Consider the following 19394-nt stretch of genomic DNA (forward strand, 5'->3'; position numbering starts at 1 on the left):
ATGGAATTTACTGATTTATTAAAAAAGCTCATAAAAATCTAAATTCATTTTATTTTAATCAAAATCTCATTATTTTGTTGACATTAGAAAACAATGAGTTTAGAATGATCGATAACAATCTAAATTTAATTTTTGGATATTTTTAAAAAACTGAATTTTCAGTCAATTGGAAATATCAAAGGGAGGATTTTATGAAAATTAAGCAGGTACATGTTAGGGCATCGAAAATTAAACTGAAAGAAACATTTACGATCGCTTTGGGGACGATAGAATCAGCGGATAGTGCAATTGTGGAAATTGAAACAGAAGAGGGATTAGTTGGATATGGAGAAGGAGGGCCAGGCATTTTTATTACCGGTGAAACGTTGGCTGGCACGATTGAAACGATCGAATTATTTGGCCAAGCAATCATTGGCTTAAACCCCTTTAATATTGAGAAAATTCATGAAGTGATGGATAAAATATCTGCTTTCGCTCCAGCGGCAAAAGCAGCAATCGATATTGCTTGTTATGATTTGATGGGTCAGAAAGCTCAACTGCCTCTTTATCAATTGTTAGGCGGCTATGATAACCAAGTAATAACGGATATTACACTAGGTATTGATGAACCAAATGTGATGGCACAAAAAGCCGTCGAAAAAGTCAAACTAGGTTTTGATACATTAAAAATTAAAGTCAGAACAGGAATTGAAGCTGATATCGCAAGAGTAAAAGCGATTCGTGAAGCAGTTGGCTTTGATATCAAGCTCCGCTTAGATGCGAATCAGGCTTGGACGCCCAAAGATGCAGTTAAAGCGATTCAAGAATTAGCAGATTATCAAATTGAATTAGTGGAACAGCCAGTTAAAAGACGCGATTTAGAAGGTCTAAAATACGTTACTTCACAAGTTAATACGACAATTATGGCTGATGAAAGCTGTTTTGATGCTCAAGATGCGTTGGAATTAGTTAAAAAAGGCACAGTCGATGTTATCAATATAAAATTAATGAAGTGTGGCGGCATTCATGAAGCGCTGAAAATTAATCAGATTTGTGAAACAGCAGGCATCGAATGCATGATTGGTTGCATGGCGGAAGAAACAACCATTGGCATCACGGCTGCTGCCCATTTAGCTGCTGCTCAAAAGAATATCACACGAGCAGATTTAGATGCGACATTCGGTTTAGAAACTGCGCCCGTAACTGGGGGCGTATCCTTAGAAGCAAAACCATTATTGGAATTAGGAGAAGCAGCTGGATTAGGCATTTCTCATTAAAAAAGGAGTAAAGCAAATGAAGTATGATTTAAAGTATCTTAGTGTTCCTTTGCCTGAGGAAATTCAAAGGGTGAAAGAATTTGGCGATTTTGCAAGTGCGGATATTGCCATTGATTTTTGGTTGACAAAAGAACTTCCGCAGGCATTAAAAGAACGTTTGATAATTGAAAAAGATGTCATTAAAATGATGCGTATGAATGAGTATCCTCATAGCTTTGCAAAAGCTGATCAAATGATGAGAGACACTTTTCAGGATTATCAAACAGAGGAATTAATTCGTTTAAAAGAAACGGGATTAGTGGACTGGGTTTATATTGACGGTGAACCGTATTTCCAACTTCGATTTTTGGCCAATTTAATTAAAACAAATGCGGCATATGTTGCACGTTTGCGGGAAGCAGAAAGCAATCAATTAGAAATTCTCCGCAAAAAAGAACTAAAAGAGAACATCGAACAAATGCAAAAAAACGGTGGTAGAAAAGTGAGAACAACAATTAAAGCCACCATTCAGGTGAAAAAAGAATTTGAGCGTCCAGGTGAGCGTGTTCGTGTCCATTTGCCGCTGCCCAAAGCGTGTCAACAACAATCAGAAATTGAAATCCTAGCTACGTCACCTGAAGCAACCTATATTGCGGCAGAAGATGCGCCTCAACGAACACTGTGTTTTGAAACAATCTTAAAAGAAAATCAAACGTTTACAGTTGAATATTGTTATGTTAATCGGATGGTTTACCAACAGTTAGAAGAAAATAACGTAGACAAAATGCAACCAAGCTTTGATTTAGAGGAACAGTTACCGCATATTCGATTCACGCCTTATTTAAGAAATTTAGCAGATGAGATTGTGGGCGATGAAAGTAATCCCTTAAAAAAGGCACGCTTGATTTATGACTTTGTGACGACAAAGATTCATTATTCTTTCATGCGTGAATATTTTACAATTTCCAATATTTCAGAGTATGCTGCAACTAATTTAAAAGGAGACTGCGGCGTGCAAGCGGTTTTGTTTATCACGCTTTGTCGGATTGCAGGGATACCAGCCAAATGGCAATCGGGATTATATGTTTCTACACATTATACAGGCTGTCATGATTGGGCACAATTTTATATAGAACCGTACGGCTGGCTCTTTGCGGATTTATCTTTTGGCGGAGGTGCTTACCGAGACGGGGATAGACAGCGGTGGAATCATTATTTCGGCAATTTAGATGTTTTTAGAATGGTCGCAAATAGTGAGATCCAGGCAGACTTTCAGCCGGCGAAAATGCAATTGCGTGCAGACCCAATTGACAACCAGCGGGGAGAATTTGAGTACGAAAATGAGGGCTTGCCCTACGCATGCTTGATAGTTTCGCAAGAACGGCTTTCCATGGAAGAATTGCCGCTTGATTGACACATAGGGGGAATAGTATGAAAAAGTTAAAAATGATGGGGATTATGTTATTTGTTAGTACGGTCTTGGTAGGTTGTGGCACAACAGCAGAAACAAAAATAGACGAGAAAGCAACTGAGAAAACCAGTGTCTCGAAAAAAGTTTTAAATTTAATGGAGAACTCGGAAATCGGTTCAATGGATTCTATTTTTACACAAGATGAAGCCAGTATTAACGCACAGTCCAATGTCTTTGAAGGGTTATATCAATTGGATGAAAAAGATCAACTAATACCTGCTGCTGCTAAAGAGATGCCAGAAATTTCTGAGGATGGCAAACGATATACCATTAAACTAAGAGAAGATGGCAAGTGGTCCAATGGTGATGCTGTAACAGCCAATGATTTCGTTTTTGCTTGGCGTAAATTAGCGAATCCCAAAAACCAAGCCAATTACTTTTTCTTGTTAGAAGGAACGATTCTGAACGGAACAGCTATTACAAAAGAGGAAAAAGCACCAGAGGAATTGGGTGTCAAAGCGCTTGATGATTATACTTTGGAGGTTACTTTGGAAAAGCCTGTACCGTATTTTACGTCGTTATTGGCATTTTCTCCATTTTTCCCACAAAACGAAGCATTCGTGAAAGAAAAAGGACAAGCCTATGGCACTTCTAGTGAAATGATTGTATCTAATGGTCCATTTTTAATGAAAAATTGGGATCAGTCAGCGATGTCGTGGGATTTTGTGCGTAATCCCGACTATTACGATAAAGAAAAAGTAAAATCAGAAACGATTCATTTTGAAGTTCTTAAAGAAACCAATACCGTTTATAATTTGTACGAATCAGGTGAATTAGATGTGGCTGTCTTAACAGGAGATTTTGCTAAACAAAATCGAGACAACCCAGACTATGAAGCAATCGAACGGTCAAAAGTCTATTCCTTACGTTTAAACCAAAAAAGAAACGAAAAACCATCCATTTTTGCAAATGAGAATGTCCGCAAAGCTTTAGCTTATGCTTTGGATAAAAAAAGTTTAGTCGACAATATTTTAGCAGATGGTTCAAAAGAAATTTATGGGTACATTCCAGAAAAATTTGTATATAACCCAGAAACGAATGAAGATTTTCGTCAAGAAGCAGGCGCCCTTGTCAAAACAGACGCCAAAAAAGCCAAAGAGTATTTAGACAAAGCAAAAGCAGAGCTAAACGGAGATGTAGCCATTGAACTTCTTTCAAGAGATGGTGATAGTGACCGAAAAGTTGCTGAATTTATCCAAGGCCAGTTACAAGAAACGTTGCCAGGTCTCACTATTAATGTCAAAACAGTTCCTTTAAATAATGCGATTGAATTAATGAGAAAAGGGGATTATGAATTGTCTGTTGGCATGTGGGGACCCGATTATCAGGATCCAATGACTTTCTTAGAAAGCTCAGTTAGTGGTAACCGTATGAACTATTCTAGCCCAACGTTTGATCAACTAATTGAAGAGTCAACAACTAAATACGCAAATGATCCTGAAACTCGTTGGCAAACATTAATTAAAGCTGAAAAAGTATTGGTGGAAGAAGATGCCGCTTTAATTCCTTTATACCAAGAGGCCCGTAGTCAGCTTGTACGACCAGGTGTCAAAGGTATTCAGTATCATAACTTCGGTGCAACGAGCACATATAAGTATGCCTATAAAGAATAAATTAGTGAACAAAAGTACCTTTAGCTGAAGGTACTTTTTTTCCGATAAGAGCTTCTTTTTTGTTAATAGTCAACAATTAATAAAAAAATAATTGAAAAAGGTTGACAAAAATAATGATACTCGTTAGAATAAGCACTGTTAACAAATGAATAGCGTTTTCATGTGACTAGATAATACTAGGCATGGAAGAATTTCGTAATACAATGTGGTGTACAATGGTTACGCAACATGTTTAACGGGATTGTTCTATGCTTTTTTTGTTGTTTTCACTGAAAATGTTAGAATTACTTCTGCAGAAGAGGGTCATTTATGAAAATTAAAAAGGTGCTAAATCAAAATGCTGTACTTGTTCTTGACGAAGGACAGGAGAAAGTAGCTGTCGGTAAAGGCGTCGGGTTTAATAAGACTAAAAATGATGTCTTATCTCGACAATTGGTGGAGCGGATGTTTGTGATGGAGCCAGAAGGACTGAAAAAACTTCAAGTACTGCTATCACAAATTGAAGACAAATACTTTTTAGCGAGTGAAGAAATTATCCAACATGCTGAAACGGTATTGGGTGAAAAGTTGAATGAACATATTAATATTGGGTTGAGTGATCACATTGCTTTTGCAGCTGAAAATATTCAAAATAATATTATTGTTCGGAACAAGCTTTTAAGTGAAATTGAGATTTTATATAGTGAAGAATTTGCTATTGCTCAATGGGCTGTAGAATATTTAACACAAACCTTAGAGATTCCATTTAGTTATGATGAAGCGGGATATATTGCAATTCATATCCATAGTGCTCGCAGCGGGCGTACTGATAATAGTAAAAGTATCCGTGAAGTTACAATCGTTTCTGAAATTATTCATTTAATCGAGCAGGAATTGGCTATTGATATTCATGATGATAAAAATAGTCTCAGTTATTCACGTTTGGTGAATCATTTACGTTTGTTTATTCATCGCTTCCAACAAAATCAATATGCTGTTTTAGATGAAGAAATTTTGGAAGTCGTAAAGAAAAAGTATGCTGAAAGCTATGAAATCTCAAAAAAAGTACAAGTTTTATTAATGAGAAATTTTCATTATCAAGTACCAAATGAAGAACTTGGTTATTTATCGATTCACATTGAACGATTAAGAATGACCAAATAATAAAAATTAAATAGTTTATGTGAGGAGTTACGTATAATGAAAGCGTATATGCAAAGAATGGGACGTTCGTTAATGTTACCAGTTGCTGTATTACCGGCGGCTTCTTTATTAGTTGGTATTGCCAACTGGATCGTGGGAACAATCGGCGCTAGTCCAGCCACAACTTTTCTAATGAATGGTGGTTTGGCTATCTTAAACAACTTAGCATTATTATTTGCGGTTGGTTTAGCGTTAGGAATGTCAAAAGATAAAGATGGATCGGCAGCATTAGCTGGTTTAGTCGCTTATTTAGTGCCAAAAACTGTTTTAGCGCCTGCTTCTATCCAAGCCATTAAAGGCTTCAAGGATATTGCTGAAGTAAACCCAGCCTTCAACAGCATGGACAACAATGTCTTTGTCGGGATTGTCGCTGGTTTAGTTGCTGCGGCAATGTATAATCGTTTCTCTGGTGTGAAATTGCCAATGGCTTTATCATTCTTTAGTGGAAAACGTTTAGTTCCTATTATGTCAGCTATTTCGATGTTAGCAATCTCAGCTGTCTTATTCTTCTTCTGGCCAGTTGTTTATAACGGATTAGTTGCTTTTGGTAAAGGAATATCTAGCTTAGGTTTCGTAGGAGCTGGCTTGTATGGTTTCTTTAACCGACTATTAATTCCAACAGGCTTACACCATGCCTTGAATTCTGTTTTCTGGTTTGATGTTGCTGGTATCAATGATATTGGGAACTTTTTAGCTGGTCAACAAGCGTTAGATACTGGTAAAGCAATTGTAGGACAAACAGGGATGTATCAAGCTGGTTTCTTCCCAGTAATGATGTTTGGTTTACCAGCAGGCGCGTTTGCTATTTATCAATGTGCGCGTCCTGAGAAGAAAAAAGTTACAGCTTCATTAATGTTAGCTGCTGGTTTTGCGGCTTTCTTTACAGGCGTTACTGAACCTTTAGAATTCTCATTTATGTTCGTTGCTTGGCCTTTATATGTTTTACATGCAGTCTTTACAGGTATTTCTTTAGCATTCGCTGCGTTTATGCATTGGACAGCTGGCTTTGCCTTTAGTGCAGGTTTTGTAGACTTCTTCTTAAGTTTGAAAAACCCAGTCGCGAATCATCCAATGATGTTGGTGGTTCAAGGACTTGTCTTTGCAGCAATTTACTACTTCGGTTTCCGTTTTGCAATCACTAAGTTTAACTTAATGACACCAGGACGCGAAGAAGGCGATGGCGAAGAAACACCAGATGTTGCAGACGGCGACAACAAATTTGCTTCTCTAGCTCGTCGTATTTATGATGGTTTAGGCGCTGATGCTAATGTAACTTCTATTGATAACTGTACAACTCGTTTACGCTTAACAGTGAAAGATACAGGCAAAGTGGATCAAGCAAAAATTAAAGCAACTGGGGTTCCAGGTGTGAAAGTCATTGATGACACCAATATCCAAGTGATCGTTGGTACGGAAGTACAATTTGTTGCTGACGAAATGCAACGATTATATAACCACCAAGCGCCAGCAACACCAGCCAAAGAAACACCTGTTTCTAAACCAGTTGTTGAAGAAAAAGCACCAGTTTCAACAAAAGAAACTGAATTATATTCTGTAGCGAATGGGAAAGTTATTCCTATTTCTGAAGTACCAGATGATGTTTTCTCAGCAAAAATGATGGGTGACGGTTTTGCTGTCGTACCAACAGACGGCGAAGTTTCAACACCCGTTGCTGGTAAAATTACTAGCATTTTCCCAACAAAACATGCGTTAGGTATCCAAACAGATTCAGGCATTGAAGTATTATTACACATGGGTCTAGATACTGTTGAGTTACAAGGTGGACCATTTACATTACATGTTGAAGAAGGCCAAGTTGTAAAACAAGGCGATAAAATTGCAACCATTGATTTAGCGGCATTAGAACAAGCTGGCAAAAAATCAGATTTAATTGTTGTTTTCACAAATCAAGATATTGTTGCTAAATACGATTTACAAAAAGCAGGTCAAACGACTTCAATGAATGATGTAATCGGAAATGTTACCGTAAAATAAAAGTAAAAAAGGGCTAGCCGCAAGGCAGCCCTTTTTTTGTATTCTTTGAAAGTATTAGTGTCTGTAGAACCAGTAATAAAAATCGCTTGCTCTACAGGTTTTTATTTATAAATAGCCTTAGAAAGTTTCGCATAATTGAACACTTTAACCACTCACAAAAATGGCCAATGTAACGGACAGAAAACAAGGAAGCGTTTTCTTTTATATGGATTATAATAAATATATCAAGGAGGGGTTGCTATGAGTTCGAAAAAAGAACGTGGACAAAAATTGTTGTTACTTCTCTCAAAAAAACAAGATTATATGACTGCAGAAGAATTGGCAAACTGCCTAAGTACTTCTCCTAAGACAGTTTATCGTTTGATAAAAAAAATTAACGATGAATTTTCAGAAGGTTCACTCATATTATCTGAGAAAGGACGAGGATACAAGCTAGACTATGAACGATTTATGGAACAGAATCGACATTTAGTCAAAAAAGAAAGTGATTTTTCGCCAAGGGAAAGACGCAATCGAATTCTGGAGGAATTGTTGTTAGCTTCTCCACAAGCTAAAAATGTTTATGAATTATTTGCAAGATATTATGTTGGCGATTCTGTGATATTTAGCGATGAACAACAATTATCCGAAGATTTAAAGAAATATGATTTAACACTCAAACGGAAAAATCGAACGTTGGCAATTATCGGTGAGGAAAGAGCTATCAGGAAAGCCATTTCCGATAGAATACAACTGTTGAACATTATCGATATTGAGGATCTTCGAAACAACAAAGCATTAAATTTTAATAATTATGATGTCCTTTTTACGTTAGATCAAGTCAGGAACATTGAAAAAAAACTGGATATTACTATTCCACATCCATATAACGTAAACATCTTTTCGCATCTTTATATCTTAATTAGTCGTTCACGAAAAGTAGCTATTTCTGAAAAATACCAATTATCTAACGAAGAAGAACAAGAATTAACAAAGGACTTAGTACTCAAAAAGGTCGCGCAAACAACGATTCAACAGATTGAAACTTATTTAAATAAGAGACTGCCTAACGTTGAAATTTATTACTTATATCAATATTTGGTTTCTTCTAGGATGCAAGGTTCGTTTAGTAAAGTAACTAATTTTTCTTTCAAAGTAATGCAAATTACTCAATTTTATTTAGAGGAAATGAGTGCACAACTAAAAATTTTAACTGATAATGATCAGCTACTTCTTGAATTGGCTAGTCATATAAAACCAATGATAAATCGTCTTGAAAACGGCATACATGTTAAGAATAGTTTATTGGATCAAATAAAAATGACGTATGAAACAATTTTCAGAAAAATTGTGCAAGTTTCTAAGCAAGTAAGTAAAAACTATCAACTGCCGGCTATAAACGAAGATGAGAATGGGTTTATTACATTGTATTTTGCGCGAATGATTGAAACCAATCAGTTACCTATTCGTACTTTGATTATGTGTACCACTGGAATTGGAACTTCAGAACTATTGAGAGTAAAAGTTGAAAAGAAATTCCCTGAATTACAAATTGTTGAAATTATTGCCACACGAAATATAAAGAAATCATTAAAAGATTATTCTGATATTGAATTGATTTTGACAACGATTCATTTACAGGAAAAGGTCCCCATTAAATCATTGTTGGTAAGTGCCATGTTTACAATGGATGATCAGTATCGATTACAAAGAAAAGTTGAGGAAATCTATCATGAACGTTAATCCTTTATACCAAGTTTTCCTAAACCAAGAACTTCTTTCAAAACAGCAAGTATATCAATTCATTGCAGAAACAGCAGCACCTTTGTTAACGCTCGAAGAAAAAAAGCAGATTGAGGAATCTTTGGTAAATCGTGAGAAGATGGGAAGTAATCAGATTGCAGAGCAAATTGTCTTGCCACATTTAGAGAATGCACTCTTGAAAAAAAGTGAAATATATCTGATTGGCTTAAAAACAGAAATCCAAGAATGGACGGCAGACATTAAGCAAGTGAAATTAATTATTGTCATTTTACTAAAAGAAAATGAACAGTTAAAAGTAAAAAAAGAAATCAGTCGATTTACTAGAAAATTAGCAAATGAAGACTTCTTAGAAAAGTTGTTGCGTTTAAAAACAGAAACAGATTTTTATAAAATTATAGAAAAATTTGAGGAGGAAAAATAATGAAGATAGTCGGCGTAGCAGCCTGCACAGTAGGAATTGCTCACACATATATCGCACAAGAAAAATTGGAGAACGCTGCAAAAAAAGCAGGAGTTGAGATCCATGTAGAAACACAAGGGACCATTGGGATTGAAAACAAACTAACGGATGAACAAATTAAGGAAGCGGACATTGTTATATTAGCCATTGATGTAAAAATTTCTGGAAGAGAGCGTTTTGATGGGAAACGAATCATTCAAGTACCTACAGAAGTTGCTGTAAAATCACCCACTAAACTAATTGAAAAAGCAGAAGAAGTTATGACACAAGAAAAGTAATCTTCTAGGAGGAATTGTAATGGAAGTAAAGGATATCATTGACTTAAAAACCGTTAAAACGAATATGAATGTAAATACAAAAGAGGAAGCGTTAAAAGAATTAGCCAATCTTTTGCTTGAAAATGGCAATATTTCAGATGAAAAAGGCTTTATAAAAGATATCTATGTTAGAGAGGCGGAAGGCCAAACAGGCATCGGAAACTATCTAGCCATTCCACATGGCAAAAGTGCGTATGTAAAAAAAATAGGCGTGGCCATTGGTATTAATGGTACAGAAATTCCTTGGGAATCTTTAGATGATAATGGCGTAAAAGGAATCATTCTTTTTGCTGTGGGTAATGATCATAAAGAAATAACTAGCCATCTTAAACTATTATCATTGTTTGCCAGAAAACTCGGAAATGATGAAGTAGTGAGAGAATTCCTTCAATCAAAATCGCCAGAGGATGTAGTAAAGGCATTCTCTTAATGAAATTACTAAGACAGCATATTGTGGATATTTTCTACAGAAGAATCCACAACAGTAATTTTTTTAAATAGAAAATAAAATGAAAAGAACAATGTTTAGGAGGATAAAAATGAAAAAACTAAAAGAATTAAATCTTAAAGGTCATTTATTAACAGCAATCTCATATTTAATTCCAATTGTCTGTGGCGCTGGCTTTTTAATTGCAATTGGTATGGGGTTTGGTGGCTCAAGTCAAGGAATCTTGGTGCCAGGTGAATTTTCGCTTTGGGATGCTTTAGCTACTATGGGTGGCGCTGGCTTAGGCTTACTTCCGGTTGTTATATCTACTGGCATTTCTTTTTCAATCGCCGGTAAACCTGGAATTGCTCCAGGCTTTATTATTGGTTTAACTGCGAATGCAGTTGGTGCCGGCTTTATTGGTGGTATCTTAGGTGGTTACTTGGCAGGATATCTTGTATTAGCTATTTTGAAATATGTGAAATTACCCAATTGGGCGAAAGGGTTAATGCCAACATTAATTATTCCATTTTTAACCTCAATTACTGGTGGATTAATCATGGTATATATTATCGGGACCCCAATAACGGCATTTACTTCATTATTAACGAACTTTTTAGATAGCTTAGGTAACTCGTCATTATTAATTTTTGGTGGTGTAATTGGTTTATTAAGTGGTATAGACTATGGCGGACCCATTAACAAAACTGTTTTTGCCTTTGTTTTGACAATGCAAGCGGAAGGACTTAATGGACCAATTACAGCATTGCAATTAGTAAATACAGCAACGCCAATAGGCTTTGGATTAGCTTTCTTCTTTGCTAAATTATTTAGAAAAAATATTTATACAAAACTAGAAGTTGAAACGTTAAAGTCTGCCGTACCAATGGGCGTGATTAACATTGTTGAAGGTGTTATTCCTTTAGTTATGAATGATATTGTCCGAGGAGTCATTGCTACAGCGATTGGTGGCTTCGTGGGTGGCGCAACAACAATGATCTTAGGGGCAGATGCGACAGTTCCATTTGGCGGTGTTTTAATGATTCCAACAATGAGTAAACCGCTGGCTGGCATTATTGCAATTGTTGTAAACGCTGTGGTTACCGGTTTAGTTTTAGCTATTATTAAGAAAGATGTAACTGAGAAAGATATGGAAGCTTTAGTAGAAAAAGAAGAAGAGGAGATAAACTTGGAAGATATTCAGATTTTCTAAACAAAATGAAAAAGCGTAACAAAATTAATGCAATTTATATTGCCTGTCAGAGATGTGTCAACGTCTGAATATAACGAGTTAGAAAAATTTTCAAAAACATCAACCAAATAATCAGATAGAAAGAGTTGAAAATTAGAATGAACAAAGTTGAATTTTCTCCGTCACTAATGACGATGGATTTGGACAAGTTTAAACAACAAATCACCTTTTTGAATGGTCATGTTGCTTCGTATCACATAGACATTATGGATGGTCACTATGTGCCAAATATCACGCTATCTCCGTGGTTTATTGAGGAGTTAAGAAAAATTTCGAAGCTCCCAGTATCTGCTCATCTAATGGTTACGAATCCAAGCTTTTGGGTACAACAACTAGTAGATATCAAATGTGAATGGATTTGTATGCATGCAGAGGTTTTAGATGGTCTAGCATTTCGCCTAATTGACCAAATTCACAATGCTAATCTTAAAACAGGGATCGTCCTTAATCCCGAAACGCCTATTGAATCAATCTTTCCATATATTGAATTGTTGGATAAAATCACAATCATGACCGTTGATCCAGGCTTTGCTGGCCAGCGATTTATTGAAGGAACACTTGATAAAATTGTTGCTCTTCGTAATTTACGTGAAGAAAAAGGGTATCGTTATGTAATTGAAATGGACGGCTCATCGAATAGAAATTCATTTAAGCGAATTGATGCTGCAGGACCTGATATTTATATTGTTGGTAGAAGCGGATTGTTTGGATTGAATGAAGATATTGAAAAAGCTTGGAGAATGATGAGTAGAGACTATGAAGAAATGACTGGGAAAAAAATTCCATAAAACATTTGACTGTTTGTTAAAAGAATAGATAAGTTGTATAAAGTCAAGCCTAGAAAAGAATTTTGTTCATTCTTATCTGGGCTTTTTTGATGCAATAAATAAGCGTCAATAGAAGAAAATTACTTGTTATTCTATTCTAGGTGAAAACGTTCAATCTTGCGAAGTTACGGTTTGTTCACAAAAAAGTTACTTTTATTAAATAAAACTAAAGAAGTAACAAAAACTTCGCTTTTTTCAGTTATTTCAAGTAACATAGAACGTATCTTAAAAGAAAAAGTTTGGATGATTCGATGCGTAGAGTAAGAAAAATAATTTATAAAATCATGCTACTTTTGTTTGTTGGTTTAGTTGCTGGTCTTGGCTATCTTGGCTATAAAATACATCAAAATGTTGAAACGGTAATGACCTTTGAAAAACAAGTAGAAGCAGAAGTCAAAAAAAATAAAATACCTGAATACAAAACATTAGCTTTAGCGATTATCTATACAGAATCTAAAGGGAAATCTGGCGATATTATGCAGAGCAGTGAAAGTGTTTATGGACAACAAGAAGTGATTGAAACACCAGAGGAAAGTATCGCACATGGCGTCAAATTTCTCGCGGAAGCGTTAGCGAAAGCAAAAGAAGCTGGCTGTGATGAGTGGACAGGCGTACAAGCATATAATTATGGACTGGATTATATTCAGTTTGTTAAAGAACGCGGCGGGAAACACACGACAGAGTTAGCAGAAGAATATTCAAGAGAAGTCCTTTCACCGTTGCTAGGAAATGACCAAAATACGAAATATCGTTATTATCGTTGGCAAGCGTTAGTTTACAATGGTGGTTACCTTTATCAAAATGGTGGCAATATGTTCTATGCGGAAATTGTCAAAATGAATCGTTGGTTTATTGAAAAGTTAAATTAAAACGAGAAAAGTCTAAAGAATTCTTTCAACTTACAGGAATTTTTTAGGCTTTTCTTGCAGTTTCATGAAAATGCAAGTAAACTAGAAGGGATGTAACTGATTAATTGAAAAGGTAGGGAAAGAGCTGGATGTTGAATAAAGTCGACCTGAAAAAAGGGTTAAGTACAGAAGAAGTTGCCAAGCAGAAAGAGTTAGGCCTTCAAAATAATTATGAGGAAAATGTAGCAAAATCTACAAAAGATATTATTTTTGATAACGTCATGACGTTATTCAACTTTTTAAACTTTGCAATCGCTGTTTGTTTACTATTTGTCGGAGCGTATTCCAATCTGGCTTTCTTAGCGATTATTATTGTGAACATGTCAATCGGAATTTTCCAAGAAATTCATGCCCGTAATTTAGTTCAAAAATTATCTATTGTGGCAAAAGAAAATGTTCATGTTGTTCGAAATGGCGTACAACAAGAAATTGATACAAAAGAACTAGTTATGGAAGATATTGTTATTATCTCTGCAGGGGAACAAGTTCCTTCTGATATGGAAGTTATCGACGGTAAAGTCGAAGCGAATGAAGCGTTGTTAACAGGCGAATCAGATTTAATTGAAAAGGAAATCGGCGATACCTTGCTTTCTGGAAGTTTCATTGTTAGCGGACAAGCCTATGCCCGTGTTATCCACGTTGGTGCCGAAAACTATGCTGTGAAAATCACCCAAGAAGCCAAAGTGCATAAACCAATTCAATCAGAGTTAGTCAATTCGATTCGTAAAGTCTCTAAATTTACAAGTTGGGTGATTATTCCTCTAGGGATTATTTTATTTGTTGAAGCTTTTTGGCTAAGAGATGCTGGCATTAAAACATCTGTTGTTGCTTCTGCAGCTGCTTTGTTAGGGATGTTACCAAAAGGATTAGTACTATTAATTAGTATTGCGCTGACAACAGGTGTCATTAAGTTAGCCAAAAAACGTATTCTAGTACAAGATATGTACTCAATTGAAACATTGGCCCATGTGGACACTTTGTGTTTAGATAAAACTGGAACGATTACAGAAGGTAAAATGAAAGTGCAAAAGGCGATTATCTTGCATGACAAATATCAAGAACTCTTCCCGCAGATTATCGGAAGCTACCTATCTGAAAGTACGGATAATAATATTACAATGCAAGCAATTCGTGATCATTATGAAGTATCCAATCGATTTGGCGCAAAAGAAGTCTTGGCTTTTTCTTCTGAACGAAAATGGGGGGCTATTGAATTTCCAGAAATTGGGACAGTTTATTTAGGGGCTCCTGAGCGTTTGGTAGACGATAGTCGGTTGCCAGAAGCTGTTTTTACAGCACAAGAGAATGGTTATCGCGTCTTGATGTTAGCCATTGCGGAACAACAACCGTTAAACGAAACCAAAATGCCTTATTTAGAGCCATTAGCGATTCTAGAAATTGATGATCCAATTCGCCAAAATGCCAAAGAAACACTGGCTTATCTAAAAGAAGAAGGAATCGACTTAAAAGTAATTTCTGGTGATAATCCGGTAACTGTTTCAAATATTGCTCGTCGTGCTGGGCTACCCGGTTATGAGTCTTATATTGATTTGTCGACCAAAACGACAGAAGCAGAAGTGCGAGAAGCGGTTCAGCAATACACAGTGTTCGGACGTGTATCGCCTCAGCAAAAACGAACCATTGTGCGTGAGTTGAAAGACACAGAGCATGTGGTGGCGATGACCGGCGATGGCGTCAACGATGTTTTAGCGTTACGAGAAGCGGATTGTAGTATCGCCATGGCAGAGGGAGATGGCGCTACTCGGCAAATTTCTAATCTAGTTTTGCTAGATTCTGATTTTACAACGTTACCAGATGTCTTGTTTGAAGGACGACGTGTGGTAAATAATGTAACCCGAGTTTCCAGCGTTTTCTTCATTAAAACAATTTATTCGTTTATTCTCTCAATCATTTGTGCCTTAACGGCCATTGCGTTCCCGTTCATTCCGATTCAAGTGACCTTGATTGATTTAGCAATTGAAGGGTATCCAGCCTTCTTCTTATCTTTCGAAGGGGACAAACGAAAAGTTGTCGGGAAGTTTTTACCAACGGCTTTGAAAAATGCGTCTGTTAATGCGCTTTTAGTTGTAGTGAATATCATTGCTGTTTATCTGATTGGACAAAATCAAGGATTTTCTTCTTTAGACACCACGACGTTAATGTATTATTTATTAGTTGGAATTAGCTGTATGGCTGTTGTTCGAGCATGTCTGCCTTTAAATCCATTACGCATTTTCTTGGTTTTCAGTACCATTATTGGTATTTATGTAGCAGCTATGTTATTCCACAACATTTTAGAAATTGGTTTCTTAACTTCGCAAACAATGGGTCTCTTCTTTATTATGATGGCCATTAATATTGTGGTGCGTGTAGCAATTGGTTTCGTACAAATGAAACGTGCTGGAAAAACAATTAAAGATTTATAAAAAACAGAGGTTGAGTTAAAAGCATTCGTCTCCAGAAATGCAGTTCTTCTTTAAATCTTGAATGAAGTCGGAGCAAGCTTGATGTTTAACTGATTATTTTAAGAGTTAGTGTCTGGGGCAGGAGTCAGGATGACTTTTGTCCTAGATACTTTCTTTTTTTGTTGAGTTGAAACAAGATACTTGAAAAACAGCGATTATGTGATACAATAAATCATGTGTAAATGTGTCCATTGGAATTCGCACTGAAATGACAGTGCGTTTTTTAAACGGTCAATCACATGAGTTAGCACAATGCTATTCTTAGGAGGTGAGGACAATGGCACAACGCATTCCTCAGGAAGTCATTGAGGAAGTTCGTCACCGAACGAATATAGTAGATATTATTGGGCAGTATGTCCAGTTAAAAAAATCCGGTAAAAATTATATGGGTTTATGTCCGTTTCACGAAGAACGTTCCCCTTCATTTTCAGTAGCAGAAGACAAACAAATTTTTCACTGTTTTGGCTGCGGGAAAGGTGGAACTGTTTTTAATTTCTTGCAAGAAATTGAAGGCATTAGTTTTCCAGAATCCGTGAAACGTGTTGCAGATTTGGAACATTTATCTGTGGACTTTGATTGGTCAGAGCCGCGTGAAGTAGCGGATACCCCAGAAAACCAACAAAGACGGAGTTTGTTACAACTGCATAGTAAAGCCGCAGAACTTTACCATCATATTTTAGTGAATACTAAAATTGGCGAACCCGCATTAAACTATTTATTAGAGCGGGGGTTAACACAAGAACTAATTGAGACCTTTCAAATTGGATTTGCGCCGCAAAAACGTGATTTCTTAAGTCAAGTTTTTAAAAACGAACAACTGGATGAAACGCTTTTTGAGCCTTCTGGGCTGTTTGTCCAAAGAGATAACGGTACGTTTTTGGATCGTTTCTATCAACGAATCATGTTTCCAATTAATGATCCCCAAGGCAATGTCATCGCCTTTTCTGGTCGCTTGTTAAAAACAGCTGATTTTCCAGGGGATGAGATGCCTAAATACTTGAATAGTCCTGAAACAACACTTTTTAATAAGCGAGAAACGCTGTTTAACTTTGATAGAGCCAGAAAAGAAATTCGTAAAGAAAATACGGTCTTGCTTTTTGAAGGATTCATGGATGTTATCGCTGCTTGGCAATCAGGCGTAAAAAGTGGGGTGGCTTCAATGGGGACTAGCTTGACCAATGAACAAATTCGGCGTTTGGAACGGGTCGCTAAGGAAGTAGTTATTTGTTACGATGGCGATAATGCCGGTGTTCAAGCCACAAACCGTGCGATTCAATTATTGCAAGAAAACAGTCATTTTGACTTGAGTATTGTCAGCATCCCTGAAAAGCTGGATCCTGATGAATATGTGCGGAAATATGGCGCAGAAGCTTTTCAAAATTTAGCCAATCATGGCCGAGAAACAGTTTTTAGTTTTAAAATGAACTATCATCGGTTAACTAGAAACATGAATAACGAAAAAGAACAATTGGATTATGTGAACGAATTGTTACGGGAGTTAACCAATGTTCAATCTCCCTTGGAACGTGATCGTTATTTAAACCAAATTGCTCAGGAATTTCAACTTTCTGTTCATAGTTTGGAAGAGCAATTCAATCAATTGAAGCAAGAGCAACGTTCAGTCCAACGACAAGAAAGGCAACAATTTTATCAAGATGAAATGATGCCACCACCAATGGAAGAACCTGTTTTTGAAGAGAATCACGTCCAGAACAAGTTACCGTTAACCCAAGTTCAAAAAGCAGAACGTTCTTTATTATTTCGTTTAATGAATGAACAAGGAGTACGGCAAACCATTCAACAATTGCCAGATTTTTCATTCGCTCATGATGAATACCAAGAATTATATTTCTTGCTAGAAAGTTATGCGACACTGCATCAAAGTTTCGACATTGCCGATTTTATTAATTTCTTGCAAGATAATCAAACCAAACAATTAGCAATTGAAATTGCGTATCAGAATTTATCAGAAGAAAGCTCTGAGCGAGAAGTTGCCGATTTATTACATGTAATTGCCTTATCAAGTATTGCAGAGGCAATTGAGCAGAAAAAGATTCAACAGCAAGAAGCAAAACGAGTGGGCAACCAACAGCTTGAAGCCGAATTAACAATGGAGATTATCCAATTGGCTCGACAGCTTAAAGCTCAACGAACATTTACTTAAGCAATATAATGAATAGAACTAAGCGTTTTGTTCATTTTATTTTGATAAGTCCCAGTGATTTATCAGTTATTTCAAGCGTGAACCGAAAAATGAAGGGGGCCTTCTTTCATGGAAAAAGAAACAAGTAAAAAATATGAAGCTGCAGTGGCAGCATTTATCAAAGAAAACAAGCCTAAAGGAACAGTGGTTTATGATGATTTAGCGAATCAATTAGCCACACCGTATACTTTGGATGCAGAAGCTATGGAAAAATTGATCCAAAAAGTTGAAGATGCTGGTATCAGCGTGGTCGATGAAAATGGAGACCCAAGTGAACATAGCTTGAAAAAAGATGAAAAAGAAGCGGAAAAGGCCCAAGCAGAAGACTTATCTGCGCCAACAGGTGTTAAAATTAATGATCCCGTGCGTATGTACCTAAAAGAAATTGGGCGCGTTCAATTATTAACTGCCGCAGAAGAAGTTGAATTGGCACTTAAAATTGAAGAAGGCGATCAAGAAGCAAAACAACGTTTAGCAGAAGCTAACTTACGTTTGGTTGTTTCAATTGCCAAACGATATGTAGGTCGTGGTATGCAATTCTTGGATTTAATTCAAGAAGGTAATATGGGCTTAATGAAAGCTGTTGAAAAATTTGATTACCGTAAAGGATTCAAATTCTCTACGTATGCTACTTGGTGGATTCGTCAAGCGATTACGCGGGCAATTGCGGACCAAGCTAGAACGATTCGAATTCCTGTTCACATGGTTGAAACAATCAATAAATTGATTCGGATTCAACGCCAACTATTGCAAGATTTAGGTAGAGAACCAACGCCAGAAGAAATTGGTGCGGAAATGGATTTACCAACAGAAAAAGTTCGTGAAATCCTAAAAATCGCACAAGAGCCAGTCTCTTTAGAAACACCAATTGGTGAAGAAGATGATTCACATTTAGGTGATTTCATTGAAGACCAAGATGCTACCAGTCCTGCTGAACATGCAGCTTACGAATTGTTAAAAGAACAACTAGAAGATGTTCTGGATACTTTAACAGACCGTGAAGAAAATGTTTTACGTTTACGTTTTGGTTTAGATGATGGTCGGACACGTACGCTAGAAGAAGTCGGAAAAGTTTTCGGTGTCACTCGCGAACGTATTCGTCAAATTGAAGCAAAAGCGTTAAGAAAACTAAGACATCCTTCTCGTTCAAAACAATTAAAAGACTTTTTAGAATAAACATACCGTTTAGCGGCTCTTTTCGTGCATGCGAGAAGAGCCGCTTTTGATTTTTAAAAAGTCTCTAAATGTCATTGCTAGTTATTGGAAGAAGGCGCAAGTTGTGGTAAATTAGAAGTA

General features: G+C 36.5%; 15 protein-coding genes. All 15 read left to right on the top strand.

Features of this window, described 5'->3' with window-relative positions:
- Window positions 1-191 precede the first annotated feature (191 nt).
- The 15 genes from IGJ46_RS05895 (at window position 192) to rpoD (ending at window position 19274) form a co-directional block, all read left to right on the top strand.
- Entirely contained in the window at window positions 192-1256 is a 1065-nt protein-coding gene (locus tag IGJ46_RS05895) for a dipeptide epimerase (RefSeq protein ID WP_430613993.1), read from the top strand.
- 16 nt (window positions 1257-1272) lie between these two features.
- On the top strand, window positions 1273-2649 hold the full coding sequence (locus IGJ46_RS05900) for a transglutaminase-like domain-containing protein (protein WP_116593084.1): 1377 nt from the start codon (window positions 1273-1275) through the stop codon (window positions 2647-2649).
- Window positions 2650-2666: 17 nt separating this feature from the next.
- Window positions 2667-4319 (top strand): peptide ABC transporter substrate-binding protein, encoded by a 1653-nt coding sequence (locus IGJ46_RS05905; protein ID WP_218391554.1) that lies wholly within the window; start codon window positions 2667-2669, stop codon window positions 4317-4319.
- A gap of 309 nt (window positions 4320-4628) precedes the next feature.
- The gene (locus IGJ46_RS05910) at window positions 4629-5462 is read left to right on the top strand and encodes a PRD domain-containing protein (RefSeq protein ID WP_002357655.1); all 834 of its coding nucleotides are present in this window, start codon (window positions 4629-4631) and stop codon (window positions 5460-5462) included.
- A gap of 36 nt (window positions 5463-5498) precedes the next feature.
- Entirely contained in the window at window positions 5499-7496 is a 1998-nt protein-coding gene (nagE, locus tag IGJ46_RS05915; protein WP_218391555.1) for an N-acetylglucosamine-specific PTS transporter subunit IIBC, read from the top strand.
- A gap of 240 nt (window positions 7497-7736) precedes the next feature.
- Window positions 7737-9218, top strand: a complete 1482-nt coding sequence (locus IGJ46_RS05920; RefSeq protein ID WP_218391557.1) for a BglG family transcription antiterminator — start codon at window positions 7737-7739, stop codon at window positions 9216-9218.
- Entirely contained in the window at window positions 9208-9660 is a 453-nt protein-coding gene (locus IGJ46_RS05925; RefSeq protein ID WP_002379432.1) for a PTS sugar transporter subunit IIA, read from the top strand. The genes IGJ46_RS05920 and IGJ46_RS05925 overlap by 11 nt, the downstream gene beginning before the upstream one ends.
- Window positions 9660-9977 carry a PTS fructose transporter subunit IIB gene (locus tag IGJ46_RS05930; protein WP_002357651.1) on the top strand — a complete coding sequence of 106 codons (318 nt, stop codon included), beginning with the start codon at window positions 9660-9662 and terminating at the stop codon, window positions 9975-9977. Before IGJ46_RS05925 ends, IGJ46_RS05930 begins: the two co-directional genes overlap by 1 nt.
- A 19-nt stretch (window positions 9978-9996) precedes the next feature.
- Complete coding sequence (locus IGJ46_RS05935) at window positions 9997-10446, top strand: PTS sugar transporter subunit IIA (protein WP_218391558.1); 450 nt, start codon at window positions 9997-9999, stop codon at window positions 10444-10446.
- Window positions 10447-10555: 109 nt separating this feature from the next.
- The gene (locus tag IGJ46_RS05940; RefSeq protein ID WP_142963603.1) at window positions 10556-11656 is read left to right on the top strand and encodes a PTS fructose transporter subunit IIC; all 1101 of its coding nucleotides are present in this window, start codon (window positions 10556-10558) and stop codon (window positions 11654-11656) included.
- Between the two features lie 137 nt (window positions 11657-11793).
- Complete coding sequence (gene alsE / locus IGJ46_RS05945; RefSeq protein WP_218391560.1) at window positions 11794-12483, top strand: D-allulose 6-phosphate 3-epimerase; 690 nt, start codon at window positions 11794-11796, stop codon at window positions 12481-12483.
- Between the two features lie 290 nt (window positions 12484-12773).
- Window positions 12774-13391, top strand: a complete 618-nt coding sequence (locus tag IGJ46_RS05950; RefSeq protein WP_002357646.1) for a lysozyme family protein — start codon at window positions 12774-12776, stop codon at window positions 13389-13391.
- Between the two features lie 128 nt (window positions 13392-13519).
- On the top strand, window positions 13520-15856 hold the full coding sequence (locus IGJ46_RS05955; RefSeq protein WP_002365641.1) for a cation-translocating P-type ATPase: 2337 nt from the start codon (window positions 13520-13522) through the stop codon (window positions 15854-15856).
- Window positions 15857-16172: 316 nt separating this feature from the next.
- Window positions 16173-18059 (top strand): DNA primase, encoded by a 1887-nt coding sequence (gene dnaG, locus IGJ46_RS05960; protein WP_002361790.1) that lies wholly within the window; start codon window positions 16173-16175, stop codon window positions 18057-18059.
- A 108-nt stretch (window positions 18060-18167) separates the two neighbouring features.
- Complete coding sequence (gene rpoD, locus IGJ46_RS05965) at window positions 18168-19274, top strand: RNA polymerase sigma factor RpoD (RefSeq protein WP_002360364.1); 1107 nt, start codon at window positions 18168-18170, stop codon at window positions 19272-19274.
- Window positions 19275-19394: the final 120 nt, after the last annotated feature.

The sequence above is a fragment of the Enterococcus sp. AZ120 genome, from assembly GCF_050546165.1.
Classification (GTDB): domain Bacteria; phylum Bacillota; class Bacilli; order Lactobacillales; family Enterococcaceae; genus Enterococcus; species Enterococcus faecalis.